This is a genomic window from Stenotrophomonas sp. YJH_SMC_6, assembly GCF_059371335.1.
On sequence record NZ_JCAFUM010000013.1, the window covers coordinates 127,070 to 148,859 of the forward strand.

The window sequence follows — 21,790 nt, forward strand, 5'->3', positions numbered from 1 at the left end:
GTCCCGTTACAGTTTGTGAGATCCCCGCGTCCATGCGCCGTTCCGTCTCCCTGTTGGCCGCCTGCGCCACCACCCTGCTGCTGGGCGCCTGCGCCAGCACCACCCCCGCCACTGCCCCGGCCAGCCTCAAGGTCGCCGTCGACCCCGTCGCCCACCCGGCCGGCGAGACCCCGCAGTGGTGGTACCGCAGTGGCGCCGCCCAGGCCGCCGCCAACGGTGCGATGTCCGGCAAGGCCAAGAACGTCATCCTGTTCCTCGGCGACGGCATGAGCCTGACCACCGTGGCCGCCTCGCGCATCTACGAGGGCCAGCAGAAGGGTGGCTCCGGTGAAGAGAACCTGTTGTCCTGGGAGCGCTTCCCGGCCACGGCATTCAGCAAGACCTACAACACCGATTCGCAGACGCCCGATTCGGCCGGCACCATGACCGCCATCACCACCGGCGTGAAGACCCACATGGGTGCGATCGGCGTCAGCGCCGGCAGCCGCACCGACTGTGCCGACAGCCTGTCCAAGGGCCTGCTGACCTGGCTGCAGCTGGCCGACAGCGCCGGTCTGGCTACCGGCGTGGTCTCCACCGCGCGCCTGACCCATGCCACCCCGGCCGCCACCTACGCGCACTCGCCCGAGCGCAACTGGGAAAACGACACCGACCTGACCGAAGCGGCCAAGGCGGCCGGCTGCAAGGACATCGCCCAGCAGCTGCTGTCGACCTCACGCTATGGCCGCGGCCCCCTGGTCGCCCTCGGTGGCGGCCGCGGTGAATTCACCACCGTGGAAGAGCGCGATCCGGAATACGACGACAAGGTCGGCCAGCGGCTGGATGGCCGCAGCCTGGTGCAGGAATGGCAGCAGGCGCACCCGCAGGGTGCCTACGTGTGGAACAGCAAGCAGCTGGCCGCCGCCGCCAACGCACCGGCCATCCTCGGCCTGTTCGAGCCGGACCACATGCGCTACGAGTACGAGCGCCCGCAGGATCCGGGCGGCGAGCCGAGCCTGGCCGAACTGACTGCCGCAGCGATCAAGAATCTGTCGAAGCACCAGGAAGGCTACGTGCTGATGATCGAAGGCGCGCGCATCGATCACGCCAACCACAGCGGCAATGCCTACCGTGCACTGACCGAGACCGTGGCCCTGTCCGACGCAGTGCGCGTGGCCAACGAACTGACCTCCGCCGACGACACCCTGATCATCGTCACCGCCGACCACTCGCACACGCTGAACTTCGTCGGCTACCCGGCACGTGGCAACCCGATCCTGGGCAAGGTGAAGGACAAGGGCGGCGAAGACGGCGCCGGCAAGCTGGACTACGCGCTGGACGGCACCGGCCAGCCGTACACCACGCTGAGCTACGCCAACGGCCCGGGCCACACCGGCAGCAGCAACCAGCAGCCGGCCGGCCCGAAGCGTTACCCGCACAACCCGAGCAGCTTCGAACCGGCCAACGGCCGCCCGAACCTGCGCGAGGTCGACACCGAGCATCCGGACTACATGCAGGAAGCACTGGTGCCGATGAAGTCCGAATCGCACGGTGGCGAGGACGTCGGCATCTGGGCACGCGGCCCGGGCAGCAAGGCGATCCGCGGCACGCTGGAACAGAACGCGATCTATCACATGATCGTGCAGGCCACCCCGGCCCTGCGCGAGCGCCTGTGCCAGGCTGGCACTTGCGATGACAAGGGCGTGCCGGTGCAGCTGCCGGCACCGACCGCGTTCGAGCGCAAGGCCGAGGCCAAGTGATCGCACGGCAGGCCCGCCCTGACGCTGCCAGCGGCCGCTTCGCGCGGTCGCTGGCCCTGCTTGGCATGCTGGTCAGCGCCACTGCAGCGGCACAGGCACCGGCATGCAAGCTGCTGACCGACGAACACGGGTTGTGGCCGCTGCCCAACTGCGAGGTGATCGATCACCGGCCGAAGATCAGCGCCGACACGCTGAAGGACCTGAATTACGACGACCACGGCCTGGCAGTGGTGTACGCCGACCAGGGTTTCCACTACGTCGACCGCAAGGGCCGCAGCCTGCCGGTGCTGACCTGGGACAACGGCCCGGAAACGCCGCAGGAAGGCCTGCTGCGCGCCCGCGTCGGCAACCGCGTGGGCTACTTCGACCTGACGTTCCGCCAGGTGGTGCCCGGCACCTTCGATTTCGCATGGCCGTTCCAGGACGGCGTGGCCGAGGTCTGCAATGGTTGCCGTCGTGGTACGCCGGATGCCGATGGCCACACGCCGATGGAAGGCGGAGAGTGGTTCCGCATCGACCGTTCGGGTCGTCGGGTGAAGTAGGGTTTTCGGCAGGGCTGCGCCCTGCACCTGCCGAAGCCGAAGCCAAATCAAGATCAAAAGCGGCTCTGGTTTTCTGTGAGTTGGGCGGGGCGGTATGGGTGGTCAGGACACGCCGTAAACCCGTCCATGGGGGCTCGATGGCGCCATCCATGGCGCCAACGGTCCTGCCCACCCACACCGCCCCACCCCGACAGATTTCCGATGACGGTTGGACCATCCACGCCCTGCGTGGATGAAATCTGTCAAATATCGAAATAAATCGGGGTCAGATCCGTTTTCCGCAGGAAAACGGATCTGACCCCAAGAGCAATTCCGACAGTTCGCAGGAAACTGTCGAAGGCGGGGTGGGTCCGGTTGCGGGGGCGTGAGCCGCATGGATGCGGCGACCGAGCTTACATGGACGTACTTGCAGCGGCCCCCGCAACCGGACCCACCGCGCCTACCCTCAGGAAACCAGCTTCTGCTGTTGCTGTTGCTGTTGCTGTTGCTGTTGCTGTTGCTGTTGCTGTTGCTGTTGCTGTTGCTCTGGATCGTAGCGGGTGCAGGGCGCAGCCCTGCCGAGCAACCCTATACTTGCCACCGTGACTGCCTTCCCTGCCCTCGTTCCGCTGGATGCGCCGCTGCTGGTGGGCTACAGCGGTGGCGTCGACTCCACCGTGCTGCTGCACTGGCTGTGGCGCTGCGCGCAGACTTCCGGCACCGCCCTGCGCGCGGCGCACGTGCATCACGGCCTGCAACCCGATGCGGATGACTGGGTGCTGCACTGCCAGCAGCAATGCGACGCCTGGGGCATTGAGCTGGCCGTGCACCGCGTGCAGGTCGAGAACGGCACAGGCCTGGGCACCGAAGGTGCCGCGCGACAGGCACGACGTGCCGCGTTCGCGGCTGAGCTGCGCGAAGGCGAAACGCTGGCACTGGCGCAGCACCAGGACGACCAGGCCGAGACCTTCCTGTTGCGCGCCCTGCGCGCTTCTGGCGTCGATGGCCTGGCGGCGATGTCCACGCACAGCCGCCTTGGCGAACATCCCTTGTGGCGCCCGCTGCTGGCGGTACCACGCAGTGCACTGCTCGACTACGCGCGCCAGCACGCGCTGCGCTGGATCGAAGACCCCAGCAACGCGGAAGACCACGCCGATCGCAACTTCCTGCGCCTGCAGGTGTTGCCGTTGCTGCGCCAGCGCTGGCCGCATGCGGCTGCAGCATTGGCGGGCAGCGCGACGCATTGCCGGCAGACCCGCGAACTGCTGGACGAGGAAGATGCCGAGCTGATCGCGCATCTGGAAGTGGCACCGCGCGTGCTGTCACTGGAACTGCTGCGCCAGATGTCGCCGCGCCGCGCGGCACGCGTGCTGCGCGCGTGGGTGCTGGGCCATGATGCGGCACCGTTGCCGGCCTCGGTGTTGCAGCAGGCGCTGGAGGAGCTGTTGCCAGCCGACACCGACCGCCAGGCGCGTGTGCGCTGGCAGCAGCACGTGATCCAGCAATGGCGCGACCACGCCTATCTGCTGCCGGCCCGGCTGCCCTCGCTGCCCCTCGACTGGCAGGCCGTGTGGGACGGCCGTGCACCGCTGCCATTGCCCGACGGCGGCCAGCTGAGCCTGCTGGGCGCCGGCGCTTTCGAACAGCCACTGCAGGTCCGTGCACGCGTGGGCGGCGAGCGCATCCTGCTGCCGGGTCGCCAGCATTCGCACGCGCTGAAGGACTGCCTGCAACGCGAGCACCTCGCCCCCTGGCGACGCGCGCAGCTGCCGCTGATCTTTGATGGCCCGCAGTTGCTGGCCGCCGCCGACCTGGTCATCGCCGCACCGCTGCAGGCCTGGTTGCAGGCGCATGACGCGCAGTTGCAGTGGCGCCCGGGCGGCTGGTGAATTGACCCCCGCGCGCGGCCCGTCCACACTTGCCGCATGGCCAAGAAGTCCCCCGAAAACGCCTCCCCCGTCGCCCAGTTCGAGCAGTCGCTCGAATCGCTGGAGCAGCTGGTGGAGCAGATGGAAGCCGGCGAGCTGAGCCTGGAAGCTTCGCTCAGTGCTTACGAGCGTGGTGTCGGCCTGTACCGCCAGTGCCAGCAGGCGCTGGAGCAGGCCGAACTGCGCGTGCGCCTGCTCAGTGATCCGGCGCAGCCGGAAGCCTCCGAGCCCTTCGACCCGCCCAGCCATGACGGCTGAGGTTCTGTTCGCGCGCTGGCGCGACCGTATCGAAAGCCAGCTCGATGCCGCCCTGCCCTCGCCTGCCGAGGCACCGCAGCGCCTGCATCAGGCCATGCGCTATTCGGTGCTTGGTGGCGGCAAGCGCGTGCGGCCCCTGCTGGTCTACGCCAGTGGTCACCTGTTCGGTGCGCAGCCGGAAAGCCTGGATGCGGCGGCCATGTCCGTCGAGCTGATCCATGCCTATTCGCTGGTGCATGACGACCTTCCGGCGATGGATGACGACGCCCTGCGTCGCGGCAAGCCCACCACCCACGTAGCCTTCGACGAAGCCACCGCGATCCTTGCTGGCGACGCCCTGCAGACCCGCGCCTTCGGCCTGCTGGCCGATGCGCCGCTGCCGGCTACCCTGCGCGTCGCCTGTCTGCAGACCCTGGCCCACGCCTCCGGCGCGTCCGGCATGTGTGGCGGCCAGGCGCTGGACATCGATGCCACCGGCCAGCAGCAGACGCTGGCGGCGCTGACCCGCATGCACGCGCTGAAGACCGGCGCGCTGATCCGCGCGGCAGTGCGCATGGGCGCGCTGTGCGGCCAGGCCCACGAACCGCAGCTGGCCCAGCTCGACAGTTTCGCCGATGCACTCGGCCTGGCCTTCCAGGTCCGCGATGACATCCTCGATGTCGAAGCCAGTTCCGAACAGCTGGGCAAGACTGCCGGCAAGGACCAGGCGCAGGACAAGAGCACCTTCCCCGCCCTGCTTGGCATGGACGGCGCAAAGGCCCAGCTGCACGAGCTCGCAGCGCGCATGCAGTCGATCCTGGCCAGGTATGGCGAGGAAGCCGACGCGCTGCGCGCGCTGGCGACGCTGGCGGTGGAACGCGATCACTGATCGCTGCACGCGGCCCGGCATTCCCCGCACACGAAAACGCCCGGCAGTGCCGGGCGTTTTCAGTTCCGCGTGCAGACGATCTTACTTGATCAGGCGCAGCGCGAACGGGTAGCGATAGGCTTCGCCGTTGTTGGCCTTGACCGCAGCGATGATGCTGAACACCAGGCTGATGATGCCGACGATCGGGGCCAGGAACACGCCGATGATCACGATGGTGAGGATCATGCTGATGACCATGGCGATGGTCACGGTGATCTGGAAGTTCAGGGCTTCCTTGGCCTGGTCGGTCACGAAGGCCTTGCCAGCATCGTCCTTGTTGATCAGCCAGATGATCAGCGCGCCGATGAAGCCGGTGAAGATGCCCAGCAGGTGCGCGGCCAGGGCCATGGTGCGCTGGTCGGCCGGAACGTCGGCGGTGGCCGGTGGCGGCGGCGGGACGTTATCGAATTCACTCACGACAAAACTCCTTTTCATTGGGTGGTCTTGACCAACCAGCACCCAGCTGATTGCGTCAGGCGGGCATAGCTTACGCCATCGACGGCATCAATCATTACCTGCGATGGTCATCCGCCCCAACAGGATCGAACCGGTCCGGATGTGCGAGCGGGGATCGACGTCGCTGCCGACCGCCTCGATGCTGCTGAACATCTCGCGCAGGTTGCCGGCGATGGTGATGCCGTCCACCGGGTACTGGATCTCGCCGTTCTCGACCCGGAAGCCACCCGCGCCACGCGAATAGTCGCCGGTCACGCCGTTCACGCCCTGCCCCATCAGCTCGGTCACCAGCAGGCCATCGCCCATCTGCCGCGCGATGTCCTGCAGCGGGCCGGCATTGGCCGCCAACTGCAGGTTGTGCACGCCACCGGCGTTGGCGGTGGTCTGCAGGCCCAGCTTGCGTGCCGAGTAGCTGCCAAGCACATAGCGCTGCAGCACGCCGTCCCGGACCAGAGCCGAGGCCCGGGTGGCCACGCCGTCGCCATCGAAGGCTGCCGAGCGCAGGCCACGGCGCAGGTGCGGCAGCTCCTCGATCTGCATCCAGTCCGGGAACAGGCGTTGGCCAACGCTGTCCAGCAGGAAGCTTGCCTGGCGATACAGAGCACCGCCGGACACCGCCGACAGCAGGTGCCCGACCAGGCTGCGCGCCACTTCCGGGGCGAACAGCACCGGCATGCTGCCGGTGGCCAGCGATCGTGGCTGCAGGCGGGCGACAGTACGCTCGGCGGCACGACGTCCGACCAGGCCGACGTCCTCCAGGTCCTCGCGAGCCAGCGCACTGGTGTACCAGCCGTCACGCTGCATGCCATCGCCCTGCCCGGCGATCAGCGCACAACCGACCGAATGGTGGGTGCCGCGCTCACGGCCGATGAAACCATGCGAATTGGCATAGACCGACAGGCTCTGCATGCTCGACACCGAGGCGCCGTCGGAATTGCGGATCTGCGCATCGGCCTCACGGCCTGCGGCTTCGCAAGCCAGGGCCAGGTCCACCGCCTCGTCGGCCTGCAGCGCCCACGGGTGCCAGCCGTCCAGGTCCGGGAAGTGGGTGGCCATCAGGGCCGCTTCGGCCAGGCCGGCGGCCGCGTCATCTTCGGTAGGCCGGGCGATGGCACAGGCCTGCTCGACCGTGGCCGCCAGGCTGGCCTCGTTCAGGTCGCCGGTGCTGGCGCTGCCCTTGCGTTGGCCGAAATACACAGTGACGGCGATGCCGCGGTCGCGGGTGGACTGCACGGTTTCGACCTCGCCGAGGCGGACATTCACCTCCAGTCCACGGTCTTCGCTGCAGCTGACTTCAGCCTGGCTGGCGCCCAGCGCGCGGGCGCGGTCGAGCAGCTGCTGGGAGAGGTCGGCCAGCCGTTCCAGCCGGGCCGGGCTGTCGTCGCCGACGGCGGCTTCAGGGGCGATCACGTTCAATGCTTTATCCTGTACGGGTTGGGCCCGGCATCACGCCGGGCGACTTTTTTTGAAATCAGGTATGGACGATGCGCGGACGCGACGAAGAAACCGGTGAATTCCACGACAAGAGCCGCAGCCAGAACCGGCGCGACGCGCTCGACGTCCTGGCCCTGGGCGAAAAACTGGTGTCGCTGACACCGGCCCAGCTGGCGCGCCTGCCGATCCCGGAAGACCTGCTGCCGCACATCGCCGAGTGCAAGCGCATCACCGCGCACATCGCCCACAAGCGCCAGCTGGCGTTCCTGGCCAAGCACATGCGCCGCGAAGAAGAAGCCACGCTGGATGCGATCCGCGATGCGCTGGATGCCAACAGCGAAACCGGCCGCCGCGAAGTGGCGATGATGCACCGCGTGGAAGACTGGCGCGAGCGTCTGCTGGCCGAGGGTGACAAGGCGCTGGCTGCACTGCTGGACGACTACCCGCAGGCCGACCGCCAGCAGCTGCGCACGCTGGTGCGCAATGCGCAGGCCGAGAAGGCCAAGAACAAGCCGCCGCGCGCCTACCGCGAGATCTTCCAGGTGCTGCGTGCCCTGATGCTGCCGGCCGCGCTGGGCCTGAAGGCCAGCGCCGAAGACGCCGACCCCGTCGAGAGCGACGAAGCCGACGAGGACTGAGTCCACGCCGGCCGGGGCGGTGGCGCTGGCCATCGCCCGGCTCAGGCCTGGGTACCGCCGACGGTGATGCCCTCGATCAACAGCGACGGCTGGCCGACACCCACCGGCACGCTCTGCCCGTCCTTGCCACAGATACCCACGCCCTCGTCCAGGGCCAGGTCGTTGCCGACCATCCGCACCTTCTGCATGGTTTCCGGACCGTTGCCGATCAGGGTCGCCCCCTTCACCGGCGCGGTGATGCGGCCATCCTCTATCAGGTAGGCCTCGGTGGCCGAGAACACGTACTTGCCGCTGGTGATGTCGACCTGGCCGCCGCCGAAGTTCACTGCATACAGGCCCTTCTTCACCGAGCGGATCATTTCCTGCGGGTCGTGCTGGCCGGCGCGCATGTAGGTATTGGTCATGCGCGGCATGGTCAGGTGCGCGAACGATTCGCGACGCCCGTTGCCGGTCGGTGCCATGCCCATCAGGCGTGCGTTGAGGCTGTCCTGCATGTAGCCGACCAGGATGCCGTCCTCGATCAGCGTGGTGCACTGGCTCGGGTGGCCTTCGTCGTCGATGTTGAGCGAACCGCGACGCCCGTCCAGGGTTCCATCGTCGACGATGGTCACGCCCGGTGCCGCCACGCGTTCGCCGATGCGGCCGGCGTACACGCTGGTGCCTTTGCGGTTGAAGTCGCCTTCCAGGCCGTGGCCGACCGCTTCATGCAGCAGCACGCCGGGCCAGCCAGGTCCCAGTACCACCGGCATCACGCCGGCCGGCGCCGGCACGGCGTCCAGGTTCACCAGCGCCTGGCGCAGGGCCTCGCGCGCAAACGCTTCCGGGCGGCCATCAGCGAACAGTTCCCCGTAGCCATAGCGGCCACCGCCACCGGCATAGCCGGACTCGCGGCGGCCGTTGTGTTCGACGATCACCTGCACGTTCAGGCGCACCAGCGGGCGCACGTCAGCGCCCAGCACGCCGTCGCTGCGCGCGATGAGCACCGTGTCCACGCCGCCGGACAGGCTCACCATCACCTGCTTCACGCGCGGGTCGGCGGCACGCAGGTAGCCGTCCAGGCGCTTCAGCACCTCGACCTTTGCCTCGTTGCCGACGCCATCGATGGGATCCAGCGCCGGATACAGCGCGCGTGAATTACCGCGCAGCAGCGAGCGCCCGGACTGCGCGCCACCCTCGCGCGAAATCGCACGCGCCGACTGCGCCGCGGCCAGCAGCGCGTCGGCATGGATGTCGTCGGAGTAGGCGAATCCGGTCTTCTCGCCGGACATCGCCCGTACGCCCACGCCTTGCTCGATGGAATGGGCGCCGTCCTTGACGATGCCGTCTTCCACGCTCCAGCTCTCGCGGCGGGCGTGCTGGAAATAGAGGTCGCCGAAGTCCACACCGGGGCCGAGCAGCTGGCCGAAGGTGCGCTCCAGGCCAGCGGTATCCAGCCCGCCGGGGCGCAGCAGGCGATCTTGGGCAAGCGTCAGGGCGATATCAGTCATGGTTCTCGATCTGGGGGTGCTGGGGCGCTCAGGCAAGCCCCGTGAACAGGAGGTCCACGCTCAGCGTGAGCGTGGCAGGTCGGTAACGGGCGGCAGAACGGCCGGGGCCGGGCGCGGCGCGGGCGCTGGCGGGGTCTTGTCGCGGCTGCGTTCGATCACTTCCACCTTCGGCTCCTTCCATGGACCGGTCACCTTGTAGGTGCGGGCGCCGATCTCGCCGAGCGGTTTGGACAGTACCGCATTGGTGGCCGCGCCGAGCGCCGCGCCCACCGGGCCACCGGCCACCGCGCCGACCACCGTCAGCAGGTTGCCGGCGCGCGGGTTGACATCGATGGTCTGGTCGAACCGCTGGTTGCGCAGGTCGGCCTGGCCGCGGATGGTGATGTTCGCCGCCGGGCCCTCGATCAGTACCTTGTCGGTGCGGGCCATGCCCTGCCCGAACTGCACGCTGCCGTCGACCTGGTTGAACGCGAAGCCCTTGGAGAAGAAGTCGCGGAAGTCGAACATCAGGCGCCGCGGCAGCTGGGTCACGCTGAGCAGGCCCAGCACACGGCCAGCGCCCGGCTCCAGCTCCAGCAGCTGGCCATTACGCGCGTGCAGATCAAGGCTGCCCTGCAGATTGGCCAGCTGGAAGTCCGACGGCCCCCCGCTCCAGGAGGCCTGCAGCTGCGCCTGGCCAGAGCCGCCACGCAGCTGGCCGCCGTAGTCGAGGTTCTGCATCAGGGCGCCCAAGTCCTCGCTGCGCACCTGCGCGGTCAGCTCGGTGCGGGCACCACCGGTGCGACCCAGCCAGCGACCGCTGATGTCGATCTCCTGATCGGGCGCGCGGAAGCGCAGCTCGTCCACGTTCAGGCCATTGGCCAGCGGCCGCGTACGCAGCACCGCCTGGCCCAGCACCACCTTGCCGAACTTCAGGTCGGCAATGTCCAGCGCGAACGGCGGCAGCTTGGCCGGGTCCATGTCGTTGGCGCCGGCCTGCACCCGGGCTGGCGCGGCCGCGCCCGGCGCCGGCGGCAGCGACTGCCAGTGCACACGGTCGAGTCGGCCACTGATGGTGCCTCCTTCGGCGTTGGGTACGGTCAGGCGACCGGCCAGCGAAGGTCCATCCAGGCGCACGTCCAGCGCCTGCGGTCCCGGCTGCAGCTGCAACCGGGTCTGCTCGAAGACGCCGCCGATCAGCATCAGCTTGCCGACCTGCACGTCCACTGCACGCAGCGGCATGCCGTCATCGTCGTTGCCACCACGGGCCAGACTGATCCACTCCAGCGCATCCAGAGTCGGGCTGCGGCCATTGACGGACAGTCCGCTGGGCGGCGGCTCGCGATCGGCATGGTCGCTGCCCAGGGTGACCTGCACACCGGTGCGGTTGTTGTGGCTGCGCGCGGCCAGGGCCAGACGCTGGCCAAAGGCCACATCGATGCGACCAGCGCCCATCGGCAGCTGCGCGGCCACCGTGGTCGCCAGCGGCTCGGTGGCCGGCTTGTCCAGCGGTGCCGGCAAGTCCAGGCGGGTTCCCACCAGATCCGAACTCAGGCGCAGTTCGCTGGGCGGTGCGGGCGCTCCCGGTGCGACTTTGGGCAGGTTGACCGCGATGGTCCAGGGCGAGTTACCCGCGATATAGGGCTTGAGCCACGCCATTTCCGGGGCGCGGTCAATCAGCACACCGGCGTCGAGGTTGGCCGTCAGCTGGGACTCGAACGCCAGCCTGCTGTCGTGCACGTAGCCGCCGGCACGCAGGCTCAAGCGGCCGTCCTGACCGAGGTGGCGCACCGCCAGTTCCTCGGCACCGAAGCCACCATTGCTGTAGCGCGCCTGCCCATGCATGTTGTCGAAGGCCAGCTGGAAGCGCTTGTCCACCAGCTTCACACCATTGAGGTCGACCGTGCCCTGCAGGTGACCGCCGCCTTCATCGTGGTGCAGCGGCTGCAGCAGGTCGAAGGTCACATGCGCCGGGCCCGCAGCCGTGAGGTTGTCCAGGGTGTCGCCATAGTCCTTGTGCAATGGGCTCTGCCGCAGCATTGCCAGCAGTCTGCCGGCCTCGCTCTGCGCATCGGCACGCACGTACAGCGGCTGCTGCCCGAAGTCCTGGATGCCCGCCTCGAATTTCTGCACCGCTACACCGGCCAGGTCCCCGCGCCCATGCATGTCGAAGCCGGGGCCGATGAAGGCGATATCGGCGTCGACCTGGCGCATCAGCGGCCAGTCGTGCTGGAAGCGGATGTCGCCGTTGGCGATATGGCCGGTGGCCTCGAAGCGGCCATCGTTGTTGTCGAACGGCCAGTCGTCCAGGTCACCGCTGACCAGGCCGATGCCATTGCGCACCTGGCCGCCGGCCAGCGCCATGTCCAGCCAGTCGGTGGCGCCCTTGCTCATCTTGGAGTGGATCCAGAAGCGCTTGGCCGCCGTCATCGGCACATCGTCCAGCTTGGCCGCCAACTGCAGCCAGGGCCGCGTGCCGTCGCCCTGGAACCAGACACCACCGCGCACATCGGCCGCGTAGTCGGTGCCTTCCACGCGCATCGCCGCAGTGCCGATACGCCAGCCACCGGCCTCGTCACGCCAGCCCACGATCTGGCCCGCCAGGTGCAGGTCATGCCGCACGCCGAAGCCGGTGGGCCAGTCGAACTGCAGCTGCCGTTGCGGTTGCAGCTGCAGGCTGAAGCCATCGGCGTCGCCCTCGAAATGTCCCCCCAGGCCGCGCAGACCCGGAGAATTGCCAACGCTGGCAAAGCCCAGCGACTGCAGCTCGCCCTGTGCCCGCAACGGGCCATCACGTTCGCCGGCCAGTTGCAGCTCTCGCACATCCAGCTGCGGTTTGGACAGGAACAACCAATGGCGCAGGCCTGGCTCGAGGCGATCACTCAGCGCCAGCGCACGCAGCGCCGTACCGGCCTGTACTTCGCCGGAACTCACCCGCAGCTGCCTGCCAACCTGCAACTGCAGGCCATCGAGCTGTTGTTCGCCGTCTTCGGTCTTCAAACGAAGGCGCGGTACCTGCAGCGCCCAACCGTCGGCCTGGCGCTGCCAGCGCAGGCGCGCCTGCAAGCGCTGCAGCTGCAACCGCGGCGTTGCCACGTCGGGCATCGGTGCACCGTCGACGCGCACGTCACGCAGGTCCGAATCGGTGGTCAGCGCCACCGGCGCGAAGTCGCGCAGGGTCAGCCACAGGTTCAGCTCACCCTTGCCTTCGCGCAGGCGCACGCCACCAGCTGCCAGCAGCGGCGACCAGGCGTGGAAATCAACAGGATCGGCACCCAGCCAGGCCTGCCCGTTGCCGCGCGCGCGGTCCACGTCCAGCACTGCGGTCAGCGGCAGGGCATCGGTCTGCGCCCAGGCACGCACGCCCACACGCAGGCGGTCGCCATTGACGCGCAGGCGCAGATCGATACGCGGCAGGGTGGTATCGATACCCAGTCCCGGTGCATGCACACCCAAGCGGCCATCGATCACCTGCAGCTCGCCCAGCCGGCGCAGCGCGTCCAGCGGGTCACCGCCCGTGTCTGACTTCGGCAGGCCACGCACCGACCAGCGGCCGTCCTTGCCCTGCTGCAGGTCCAGTGCCAGGCCACGCAGGCGCAGCTCGGTCAGCGAGCGACCAGGCAGCATCCCGCTGTACATCGACACCAGCACTTCGGCCTCGCCGATGGCCAGGCCCTGACCGGCACCGATGCGCAGGCCCTTCAGCTGCAGCAGCGGACCACGCCGGGTCCAGGCCGTCTGCAGCTGGTCGAAATGCACCGGCTGGCCGGCACGTTCACTCAGCCAGGCGGCAATCCTGTCGGGGTGACGCTCGGCCAGCGGCAGCAGCTGGCTGAGGGTACCCACCAGCAGTGCCAGCCCGACCAGGCCTACCGCGCAGGCGGCAATGAAATGACGGCGGATCCTTCGCAGTCGCAGGCGCGGCGGCGCGCTCATCGGCCACCGCCGGCCTGCGGCCGGCGAGGATCAGAGCAGAACGACATCGAATTGCTCCTGCAGGTACTGCTCGTCCGCCTGGAAGCGGATGCTCTTGCCGAGGAATTCCTCCAGCTCGGCCACCGCCGAGGATTCCTCGTCGGTGATGCGCGCGACCACCTTGGTCGAGGCGATCACCAGCAGGCGTGCGGCATCGAACTGGCGCACGGCACGGGTGATCTCGCGGAAGATCTCGTAGGTCACCGTTTCGGTGGTCTTGATGCTGCCACGGCCACTGCACTGCGGGCACGTTTCCGACAGCTGGCGCTCCAGGCTTTCCACCGTGCGCTTGCGCGTCATCTCCACCAGCCCCAGCGGCGAGAAGTCGTACACCGTGGTCTTGGCATGGTCGCGGGCCAGCGCCTTTTCCAGGGTGCGCAGCACCTGGCGGCGATGCTCGGCATCGTCCATGTCGATGAAGTCGATGATGATGATGCCGCCCAGGTTGCGCAGGCGCAGCTGGCGGGCCACCGCCTGTGCCGCTTCCAGGTTGGTGCGGAACACCGTCTCTTCCAGGTTGCGCTGGCCGAGGAACGAACCGGTATTGACGTCGATGGTGGTCATCGCCTCGGTCTGGTCGATCACCAGGTAACCACCGGATTTCAGCGGCACCTGCTTGTCCAGCGCACGGCCGATCTCGTCCTCCACCCCGAACATGTCGAAGATCGGGCGATCGCCTGAATACAGTTCCAGCTTCTCGGCCAGCACCGGCATGTACTTGGCGACGAACGCCTGCAGCTGCGCGAAGGTTTCCTTCGAGTCCACCTTCACCTTGTCCACGTCCTTGCGGATCAGGTCGCGCACCGAACGCAGCGGCAGGCTCAGGTCTTCATAGATGTTGCTGCACGAGGCCGCTTCGCGGCCGCGGCGCTCGACCACGTTCCAGACCCGCGACAGGTAAGCGATGTCCTCGGCGATGGCCTCGGCCGGCTGGCCCTCGGCATTGGTACGCACGATGTAGCCGTAGCCGCCATGCTGCGCAGACAGCTCGGTCACCAGGGCCTTCAGGCGGGCGCGCTCGGCTTCATCCTCGATGCGCGCGGACACCCCCACCACCTTGGATTGCGGCAGCAGCACCATGTAGCGCGACGGAATGCTGATCTGGGTGGTCAGGCGTGCGCCCTTGGTGCCGATCGGGTCCTTCACCACCTGCACCACGATGTCCTGGCCGTCACGCAGCAGCTCGACAATGGGCACGCTGGCCGGCGGCGGCAGGGTCGTGTTCTCGGTGTCTGCACTGGCCACCGGGGCCGGGCGCACCACGTCGTTGGCGTGCAGGAACGCGGCGCGCTCCAGGCCTACCTCGACGAACGCGGCCTGCATGCCGGGCATGACCCGCTGCACCTTGCCCTTGTAGATGTTGCCGACCACACCCCGGCGCCAACCGCGCTCGATGTGCAGTTCCTGCAGCATGCCGTTCTCGATCACCGCGACCCGGGTCTCGCGCGGGGTCACATTGACCAGGATTTCCTCAGACATCGGCAGCCTCCCTGGCGGCATCGGCAGTGGGGGCCAGCACGCCACAGCGCGCCAGCAGACGATCGGTATGCAGCAATGGCAGCCCCATGACGCCGGAGTAGCTGCCGGAAAGATGTTCGATCCAGCGCTCGGCCCCGCCCTGGATGGCGTAGGCCCCGGCCTTGTCCAACGGCTCGCCGGTGGCGACATAGGCGGCGATGTCGGCGGCGGCGATCGGGGCGAAGGTCACTTCGGAAATGACCAGTTCGCTGTCCAGCCCGTCGGCGCCGACCACCACCACCGCAGTCATCACCTGGTGGGTGCGCCCGGCCAGGCGCGCCAGCATCGCGCGGGCGCCGGCGGCGTCGGCCGGCTTGCCGAACACTTCACCGTCCAGCACCACCTCGGTGTCCGAGCCGAGCACCCGCGCCTGCGGATCATCGGCCAGCATCCGGGCCAGGCCGGCGCGCGCCTTGTCGGCGGCGACCCGGCACACATACTGTTCGGCGCTTTCAGCGGGCGCGCGCTGCTCGACGACCTCCAGGTCCAGGGCCTGGAAGGGGCGTCCGAGTCGGGCCAGCAACTGGTTGCGTCGGGGGGAGCGGGAAGCAAGATAGAGCATCGGCACAGCATAACCTGAGGCCGCCACCTGAATCGTCGGCAACCCGTCCCGGAACGCGTTCAACCCCGAACGGGCTCACAGCGCGTTCATCGCTACGACACCACCCTCAACGGCACAACAAGGAGTTCTCCATGCGCCTGACCGCCACCCCGCTGCTGCTTGCCCTGTCCCTCGCCCTTGGAACCTCGATGACTGCCCATGCCGCCCCGTCGTCGCCGTCGATCGCCGCCGCGGCCGAAGGCACGCTGCTGAACATCTCGGCCAATGCCGAAGCCACCCGCGTACCGGACGTGGCCACCCTGTCGGCCGGCGTGGTCACCCAGGCCGCCGATGGCAACAGCGCCATGCGCCAGAACGCCCAGCAGATGGACAAGGTACTGGCCGCGATCAAGGCCGCCGGCATCGCCGAGCGCGACGTGCAGACTAGCGGCGTCAGCCTCAACCCGCAGTACCGCTATGCCGACAACGAAGCGCCGAAGATCACCGGCTACCAGGCCAGCAACACGGTCAGCCTGAAGGTCCGTGACATCGCCAAGCTCGGCAAGGTGCTGGACGCGCTGGCCGCTCAGGGCGCCAACCAGATCAACGGCCCCAGCTTCGAGATCGACCAGCCGGAACCGGTCTATGACGAAGCGCGCCTGGCCGCGCTGAAGAAGGCCCAGGCCCGCGCCCAGACCTATGCCAAGTCGCTCGGCCTTCAGGTGCGCCGCATCGTCAGCATCTCCGAGAATGCCGGGGGTGGTTACCGCCCGATGCCGATGATGCGGACCATGGCCGCCGGCGCGGCGATGGACAAGGCCACGCCGGTCGCCCCGGGCGAATCCACTGTCTCGGTCAACCTGGACGTGGTGTTCGAGCTGGGTCGCTGATCCCATCCGTTCCGGTAGACGGAGGCGGGTCCCGCAGGGGCCCGCCTTTTTCATGGGCCGGGGCGGCTGGCTGAAGGCCAGCCCAACGATCCTGCCCCTGCCTCTAGGCAGTGGCCGGGGCCTGGCGTTAATGATTGGCTGCCAGCCGCGTGCGGCAACCCCGCCACGGGCCCTGGTGCGTTGAGGACTTCGTCACTGGCATGGAGGTGGACCATGGTTCGTACGTATCCCGTTGCATCCCCGCACTTCGACCCCGCCCGCGTTGCCGCCTGGAGCGCGGCCATCGCCCTGCACCTGCTCGCGTTCCTGCTGCTGCTGATCCCGGCGACCTACCAGGCCGTGCAGGTCCCGCGTGACAAGACCACGGTCAGGCTGATCGAGAAGATCCCGCCAACGCCGCCCCCACCGGTGCTGCAGGAACCGAAGGAAGTTGCCCGGGTCGTGCCGAAACCGCAGGCACAGCCGGCGACACCGCCACTGCCGGCCCCAACCGCGACCGTGGAGGAAACGCAGGGCATCACGCTGCCGGCCGCCGAACCGGCCCCGCCGCAACTCGCGCCGCGCATCGACACCCATGCACCGCTGGCCGGCGCCCAGCTGCAATACCGCAGTGCCCCGCCACCGGCCTATCCGGTCGCCGCACTGCGCAACCATGAGCAGGGCACGGTGCTGCTGCGGGTGGAGGTCGACAGCGGCGGCCAGCCGGTCGCGGTCAGCATCGAGCGCAGCAGTGGCTCCCGCCACCTGGACCAGGCTGCACGCCAACAGGTGCTCAAGCGCTGGCGCTTTGAACCGGCCCAGCGTGATGGTGTAGCGGTACCGGCCATCGGTTTGGTGCCGGTGCAGTTCTCGTTGCCGGACTGACGACCCGGGCCGGTCCGACCGCCTGTCGGACCGGCCTTCGGGACCGAACTGCCAAACTCGGCAAAGTTCCAGTTCAAACGTTACGGATTAAGCAAAATTTCACGACTTCGTCACCCGTCGGAAACCTAGATTGGCCCGTCCCGGACACTCCGGAGACAGCCCTCAACGCTACGGTTTTCCAGTTAGGAGAGAAGCTGTGAAACACCTGATCCAACGGCCCGCCAGCCGCCGCCGCTGCACCCTGGCATCGTCCATCACCCACATCCTTACCGGCGGCACATTGCTGCTGGTTGGCGCCGTGGCTTCCACCTCCGCCTTCGCGCAGGAGAAGGCCACCAACCTGGACCGCATCACGGTTACCGGTTCGAACATTCCGCGCACCAACACCGAAACACCGTCCCCGGTGCAGGTGGTGACCCGCCAGGAAATCGACCGCACCGGCAAGACCACGGTCGCCGAATACCTGCAGACACTGACCGCCGATGGTTCCGGCTCGATCCCGAAGACCTTCGGCAACGGCTTTGCCGGCGGTGGCGCCGGCATCTCCCTGCGCGGCCTGGGCGCGGGCTCGACCCTGGTCCTGTTGAACGGCCGCCGCATGGCCACCTACGGCCTGGCCGATGACGGCCAGAAGGTCTTCACCGACCTGAGCACCATCCCCCTCGACGCCGTTGAACGCGTGGAAGTGCTGAAGGACGGCGCCTCGGCGATCTATGGCTCCGATGCCATCGCCGGCGTGGTCAACATCATCCTGCGCAGTGATTTCCAGGGCGCGATCCTTCGCGGTTCCTACGGCCTGTCCGGCGACAGCGATGGCGACGCGAAGAAGGCGACCCTGACCGCCGGTACCGGCGATCTGGCCACCGACGGCTGGAATGCCTTCTTCAGCCTGGATGTCGCAAAGACCGACGCGATCAAGATCAGCGATCGCAAGAACCGCAAGTGGATCGGTACCGGCGATACCCGCCCGTGGGGCTATGGCAACAACGCCCAGTTCCTCGGCGGCGCTTTCCTCAGTGGAAAGACCCGCGGCGGTGTTGGTCCGAACGGTTCGGTGTACGACGATCGCAATGTGACCGAAGAGAATCCGGCCTTCCTGGTCGCTTTGCCCGGTTGTGCTGGTCTTACCACGATTCCGGGCCAGACAGAGGCATCCGCGCAGGCGCAGGGCTGCTTGTGGGATCCGAACCAGCTGTATCGCGATCTCACCCCGGAAGAGAAGTACGTCAACGTGTTTGGACGTGCCAGCTTCGCCTTTGGTGAAGGTGGTGAGATCTACACCGAAATCGGCTACTCAAAGAAGGAAACCACCTTCAGCAACACCCCGTCTGGCGTTTCAGGCGGCTGGGGCTATCCGGGTGGCCCGGTCAACGCCAACAGTGGCGACGGCGCTACGGTGCTGGGACCGAACCATCCAGATAATCCGATTCCGGGCCAGGCCTCGCGCCTGCGCTATTCGGCCTGGGATGTCGGTCCGCGTGTAACCAACAACACCAACGAGTTCACCCGCTTCCTGGTCGGCGTCAAGGGCAACTGGGGCGACTGGAGCTACGACACCGCGTATCTGCACTCCGGCACCGACCTGGTCAACAAGCGCACCGGCTTCCTCAACTACGACAATGTACGTTGTGCACTGGCCAACCCAAACTGCGCTGGTGGTGTTTGGCGCATCGGTGACAATGCCGGTATGAACTCGCAGGCCTTGTACGACTTCATTTCGCCGGATATCAGCGCACGTGCGAAGTCGAGCCTGGACATGTTCGACTTCACCGTGTCGCGCAGCCTGATGGACCTGAAGGGTGGCCCGCTGGGCCTGGCGCTGGGTACTGAATGGCGCAAGACCAGCAACAGCCTGACCCCGCAGACCTACACCGACCAGGGCCAGATCATCGGCCTGGGCTACTCGGCCTACGACGGCACCCAGAACGTGTACGCCGGTTACGTCGAGCTGTCCGCACCGGTGCTGGAAACCCTGGAACTGTCCGGTGCGGTGCGCTACGACAAGTACGAGAGCGGTGAAGGCAAGGCCACGCCGAAGATCGGCATCAAGTGGACGCCGGACGATTGGATCGCACTGCGCGGCAGTTATGCGGAAGGCTTCCGTGCACCGAACCCCGCCGAGAACGGCGATGGTGGTCTGGCAGCATTCTCCAATGCGTCCGACCCCGTGCGTTGCCCGGGCGGCAATCCGGCACCAGGTGCAAACGACGACGACTGTGGCGCTCTGCCGGTCGCCATCATCACCCGCCCGAACAAGGACCTGAAACCGGAAGAGTCCAAGAGCTATTCGGTGGGTATCGTCCTGCAGCCCACGTCCACGACTTCGCTGACCATCGATGCCTGGCAGATCAAGCGCACCAACGAAATCGCCCAGGGCAGCACCTCCGAAGCCATTGCCGCCGGCAACGTGTTGCGTGACAACAACCTGCTAAATGGCGTACCCGGTACCGGCAGCATCCTGGCGGTCAACACGCAGTACATCAATGCCGCATCGACCCGGGTCCGGGGTATCGATACCGATATCCGCCAGACCTTCGATATCGGCCCAGGTCAGCTGGAGATGGACCTGCAGTGGAGCCATGTGCTCAAGTTCGAGCGCACCGATGCCGACGTGACTGTCGACTACGCCGGTACCCACGGCAACTGCGACGTGACCAACTGCATCGGCACGCCAAAGGACCGCATCAACTTCGGCACCACCTGGAGGCAGGGTCCGTGGAGCGTCAGCGGCGTTGCCAACTACATCTCGAAGATGGACAACAAGGACTTCCGTGGTCCGAACGGCTCCTACCTCTTCGCGTATGCAGACGGTACGGACGTCAAGAAGATCTCCTCGTTCACCACCTTCGACCTGTCGGGCCGCTGGAACATCACTGAAGCCTTCGAGCTGAACGCCTCGGTGCAGAACGTGTTCGATCGCATCGCGCCGCTGGATCCGTCCACCTACGGCGGTGTCAATTACAACCCGCTGCACTTCAGCGGCGCCATCGGCCGTTACTTCACTGTCGGCGCCAAGTACACCTTCAAGTAATACCGCTCAACGCACCACCGTCGAAGGCCCGGGCACCTGCCCGGGCCTTCGTCGTTGTGCGCCCCTTGCAGGCATGTTCACGGGCCCACCGCTACCGTGGGTCAGCGGCATCAGCGCCGCAGGGGACATCATGGCCGCGACATCACAACGCCTCGGGCTGCCCGCGTTGACCGCACTGGTGGTCGGCTCGATGGTCGGTGCCGGCATCTTTTCATTGCCGCAGAACGTGGCGCGCAGCGCCGGTCCGGCGGCGGCGCTGCTCGGCTGGGCGGTCAGCGGCGCCGGCATGCTGATGCTGGCCTTCGTGTTCCAGGCCCTGGCCAACCGCCGGCCGGATCTCGATACCGGCATCTACGCATACGCGCGCGAAGGCTTCGGCAACTACATCGGCTTCTCCGCCGCGTGGGGCTACTGGGTTGCCTCGGTGCTCGGCAACGCCAGCTTCTTCGTGCTGATCTTCAGTGGCCTCGGCCACTTCATGCCGGTCTTCGGTGAAGGCAATACCCCGGCCGCCGTGGCCGCTTCGTCGCTACTTCTCTGGACCGTGCACCTGCTGGTGCTGCGCGGCCTGCGCACCGCCGCCATCGTCAACGGCCTGGTAACGGTGGCCAAGCTGCTGCCTATCACGTTGTTCCTGATCCTGGCCGCCGGTGCCTTCCGCATGGATGTGTTCCGCGCCGATTTCCTGGGCGCGCCCGCACTCGGCGATCTCGGCCAGCAGCTGCGCGGCATGATGCTGGTGACCGTGTGGGTATTCATCGGCATCGAAGGTGCCAGCATCTACTCGCGGCGTGCGGCCCGTCGCGCCGATGTCGGCCGCGCCACGGTGATCGGCTTCCTCGGCGTCTGGCTGCTGCTGGTGCTGGTCAGCCTGCTGTCGATGGGCGTGCTGTCGCAGGCCGAACTGGCGGGGTTGCCCAATCCGTCGATGGCTTACGTGCTGCGCGCCATCGTCGGCGAGTGGGGCGCGACGGTGATCATCGTCGGCTCGATCATTTCGGTACTCGGCGCGCTGCTGGCCTGGGTGCTGCTGTGTGCCGAAGTGCTGTACGCCGCTGCAGGCGACGGCACCATGCCGGCCTTCCTGGGACGCGAGAATGCGCGCGGCGTGCCCGCCAACGCGCTGTGGCTGAGCAATGGCTTGATCCAGCTGTTCCTGCTGCTGGTGCTGGTCAACTCCGGCAGCTACACGGGCCTGGTGCTGCTGGCGGCCTCGATGAGCCTGGTGCCCTACTTCCTGTCCACCGCGTTCGGCGTGCAGCTGGCGTGGCGCGGGGACGCCTATGCGGGTGAACCGGGCGTGCGCTGGCGTGATTTCGCGGTGGCGCTGCTGGCCAGTGCCTACGCGTTGTGGCTGGTGTATGCAGGAGGCCTCGACAACCTGCTGCTGTCGGTGCTGCTGTATGTGCCCGGCGTGGTGGTGTTCGCACTGACCCGGCTGCAACGCGGTGAGCAGGTATTCACGCGTTGGGAATGGGTGTTGTTCGGCGCCATTCTGGTGGTGGCCATCGCTACGCTGGTGGCGTTCTCCAGAGGTGAGCTGGCACTGTAGAGTCGAGCGCGGGCTCGGCTCTACAACAACGCAAAAAAAAGACCTGCATCTTGCGATGCAGGTCTCTTCAAG

At 67.4% G+C, this 21,790-nt stretch carries 16 protein-coding genes; 10 read left to right on the forward strand and 6 right to left on the reverse strand.

The window, feature by feature from the left end; all coding sequences use genetic code 11:
* Window positions 1–32: 32 nt before the first annotated feature.
* The 5 genes from AC5P9N_RS15935 to AC5P9N_RS15955 all read left to right on the forward strand — a co-directional run bounded on the left by AC5P9N_RS15935 (window position 33) and on the right by AC5P9N_RS15955 (window position 5,314).
* Window positions 33–1,739, forward strand: coding sequence for an alkaline phosphatase (locus tag AC5P9N_RS15935; RefSeq protein WP_033835316.1), 1,707 nt, complete (start codon window positions 33–35; stop codon window positions 1,737–1,739).
* Window positions 1,736–2,281: a WG repeat-containing protein gene (locus AC5P9N_RS15940; protein ID WP_049433610.1), complete on the forward strand. Its 546-nt coding sequence runs from the start codon at window positions 1,736–1,738 to the stop codon at window positions 2,279–2,281. The genes AC5P9N_RS15935 and AC5P9N_RS15940 overlap by 4 nt, the downstream gene beginning before the upstream one ends.
* 581 nt (window positions 2,282–2,862) lie before the next feature.
* Window positions 2,863–4,149, forward strand: coding sequence for a tRNA lysidine(34) synthetase TilS (gene tilS, locus AC5P9N_RS15945; protein ID WP_180863549.1), 1,287 nt, complete (start codon window positions 2,863–2,865; stop codon window positions 4,147–4,149).
* A 36-nt stretch (window positions 4,150–4,185) separates the two neighbouring features.
* A complete protein-coding gene (locus AC5P9N_RS15950; protein WP_495223841.1) occupies window positions 4,186–4,446 on the forward strand; it encodes an exodeoxyribonuclease VII small subunit in 261 nt (86 codons plus the stop codon).
* Entirely contained in the window at window positions 4,436–5,314 is an 879-nt protein-coding gene (locus tag AC5P9N_RS15955; protein ID WP_099484060.1) for a polyprenyl synthetase family protein, read from the forward strand. The genes AC5P9N_RS15950 and AC5P9N_RS15955 overlap by 11 nt, the downstream gene beginning before the upstream one ends.
* An 81-nt stretch (window positions 5,315–5,395) precedes the next feature.
* Here the strand turns inward: AC5P9N_RS15955 and AC5P9N_RS15960 are convergent, their stop codons facing one another.
* Together AC5P9N_RS15960 and pmbA are read right to left on the reverse strand one after the other, a co-directional pair.
* Window positions 5,396–5,770 carry a DUF4870 domain-containing protein gene (locus tag AC5P9N_RS15960; RefSeq protein WP_005410524.1) on the reverse strand — a complete coding sequence of 125 codons (375 nt, stop codon included), beginning with the start codon at window positions 5,768–5,770 and terminating at the stop codon, window positions 5,396–5,398.
* Between the two features lie 87 nt (window positions 5,771–5,857).
* Window positions 5,858–7,225, reverse strand: a complete 1,368-nt coding sequence (gene pmbA / locus AC5P9N_RS15965; protein WP_164212700.1) for a metalloprotease PmbA — start codon at window positions 7,223–7,225, stop codon at window positions 5,858–5,860.
* A gap of 68 nt (window positions 7,226–7,293) precedes the next feature.
* Here pmbA and yjgA point away from each other — a divergent pair, with 68 nt between their 5' ends.
* Window positions 7,294–7,881, forward strand: coding sequence for a ribosome biogenesis factor YjgA (yjgA, locus tag AC5P9N_RS15970; protein ID WP_012480922.1), 588 nt, complete (start codon window positions 7,294–7,296; stop codon window positions 7,879–7,881).
* A gap of 41 nt (window positions 7,882–7,922) precedes the next feature.
* Here the strand turns inward: yjgA and tldD are convergent, their stop codons facing one another.
* The 4 genes from tldD to AC5P9N_RS15990 are packed head-to-tail and all read right to left on the reverse strand — an operon-like array spanning window position 7,923 to window position 15,402.
* Complete coding sequence (gene tldD / locus AC5P9N_RS15975; protein WP_012480923.1) at window positions 7,923–9,368, reverse strand: metalloprotease TldD; 1,446 nt, start codon at window positions 9,366–9,368, stop codon at window positions 7,923–7,925.
* A 60-nt stretch (window positions 9,369–9,428) separates the two neighbouring features.
* Complete coding sequence (locus tag AC5P9N_RS15980; protein ID WP_099484058.1) at window positions 9,429–13,283, reverse strand: YhdP family protein; 3,855 nt, start codon at window positions 13,281–13,283, stop codon at window positions 9,429–9,431.
* Window positions 13,284–13,313: 30 nt separating this feature from the next.
* Window positions 13,314–14,801 carry a ribonuclease G gene (gene rng / locus AC5P9N_RS15985; protein WP_005410529.1) on the reverse strand — a complete coding sequence of 496 codons (1,488 nt, stop codon included), beginning with the start codon at window positions 14,799–14,801 and terminating at the stop codon, window positions 13,314–13,316.
* Window positions 14,794–15,402 carry a Maf family nucleotide pyrophosphatase gene (locus tag AC5P9N_RS15990; protein WP_065183444.1) on the reverse strand — a complete coding sequence of 203 codons (609 nt, stop codon included), beginning with the start codon at window positions 15,400–15,402 and terminating at the stop codon, window positions 14,794–14,796. The genes rng and AC5P9N_RS15990 overlap by 8 nt, the downstream gene beginning before the upstream one ends.
* Window positions 15,403–15,533: 131 nt before the next feature.
* Here AC5P9N_RS15990 and AC5P9N_RS15995 point away from each other — a divergent pair, with 131 nt between their 5' ends.
* The 4 genes from AC5P9N_RS15995 to AC5P9N_RS16010 all read left to right on the forward strand — a co-directional run bounded on the left by AC5P9N_RS15995 (window position 15,534) and on the right by AC5P9N_RS16010 (window position 21,718).
* Window positions 15,534–16,271, forward strand: coding sequence for an SIMPL domain-containing protein (locus AC5P9N_RS15995; protein WP_005410531.1), 738 nt, complete (start codon window positions 15,534–15,536; stop codon window positions 16,269–16,271).
* 213 nt (window positions 16,272–16,484) lie between these two features.
* Complete coding sequence (locus AC5P9N_RS16000; RefSeq protein WP_060380487.1) at window positions 16,485–17,135, forward strand: energy transducer TonB; 651 nt, start codon at window positions 16,485–16,487, stop codon at window positions 17,133–17,135.
* A gap of 196 nt (window positions 17,136–17,331) precedes the next feature.
* Window positions 17,332–20,166, forward strand: coding sequence for a TonB-dependent receptor (locus AC5P9N_RS16005; protein ID WP_164212698.1), 2,835 nt, complete (start codon window positions 17,332–17,334; stop codon window positions 20,164–20,166).
* Between the two features lie 130 nt (window positions 20,167–20,296).
* Complete coding sequence (locus AC5P9N_RS16010; RefSeq protein WP_012480928.1) at window positions 20,297–21,718, forward strand: basic amino acid/polyamine antiporter; 1,422 nt, start codon at window positions 20,297–20,299, stop codon at window positions 21,716–21,718.
* The last annotated feature ends 72 nt before the right edge of the window (window positions 21,719–21,790 follow it).

Excerpts from the sequence above, each read along its gene's own strand:
- AC5P9N_RS15935 (WP_033835316.1), top strand. The coding sequence starts at position 33 with ATGCGCCGTTCCGTCTCCCTGTTGGCCGCCTGCGCCACCACCCTGCTG.
- AC5P9N_RS15950 (WP_495223841.1), top strand. The coding sequence starts at position 4,186 with ATGGCCAAGAAGTCCCCCGAAAACGCCTCCCCCGTCGCCCAGTTCGAG.
- AC5P9N_RS15955 (WP_099484060.1), top strand. The coding sequence starts at position 4,436 with ATGACGGCTGAGGTTCTGTTCGCGCGCTGGCGCGACCGTATCGAAAGC.
- yjgA (WP_012480922.1), top strand. The coding sequence starts at position 7,294 with ATGCGCGGACGCGACGAAGAAACCGGTGAATTCCACGACAAGAGCCGC.
- tldD (WP_012480923.1), bottom strand. The coding sequence starts at position 9,368 with ATGACTGATATCGCCCTGACGCTTGCCCAAGATCGCCTGCTGCGCCCC.
- AC5P9N_RS15980 (WP_099484058.1), bottom strand. The coding sequence starts at position 13,283 with ATGAGCGCGCCGCCGCGCCTGCGACTGCGAAGGATCCGCCGTCATTTC.
- rng (WP_005410529.1), bottom strand. The coding sequence starts at position 14,801 with ATGTCTGAGGAAATCCTGGTCAATGTGACCCCGCGCGAGACCCGGGTC.
- AC5P9N_RS15990 (WP_065183444.1), bottom strand. The coding sequence starts at position 15,402 with ATGCTCTATCTTGCTTCCCGCTCCCCCCGACGCAACCAGTTGCTGGCC.
- AC5P9N_RS15995 (WP_005410531.1), top strand. The coding sequence starts at position 15,534 with ATGCGCCTGACCGCCACCCCGCTGCTGCTTGCCCTGTCCCTCGCCCTT.
- AC5P9N_RS16000 (WP_060380487.1), top strand. The coding sequence starts at position 16,485 with ATGGTTCGTACGTATCCCGTTGCATCCCCGCACTTCGACCCCGCCCGC.
- AC5P9N_RS16010 (WP_012480928.1), top strand. The coding sequence starts at position 20,297 with ATGGCCGCGACATCACAACGCCTCGGGCTGCCCGCGTTGACCGCACTG.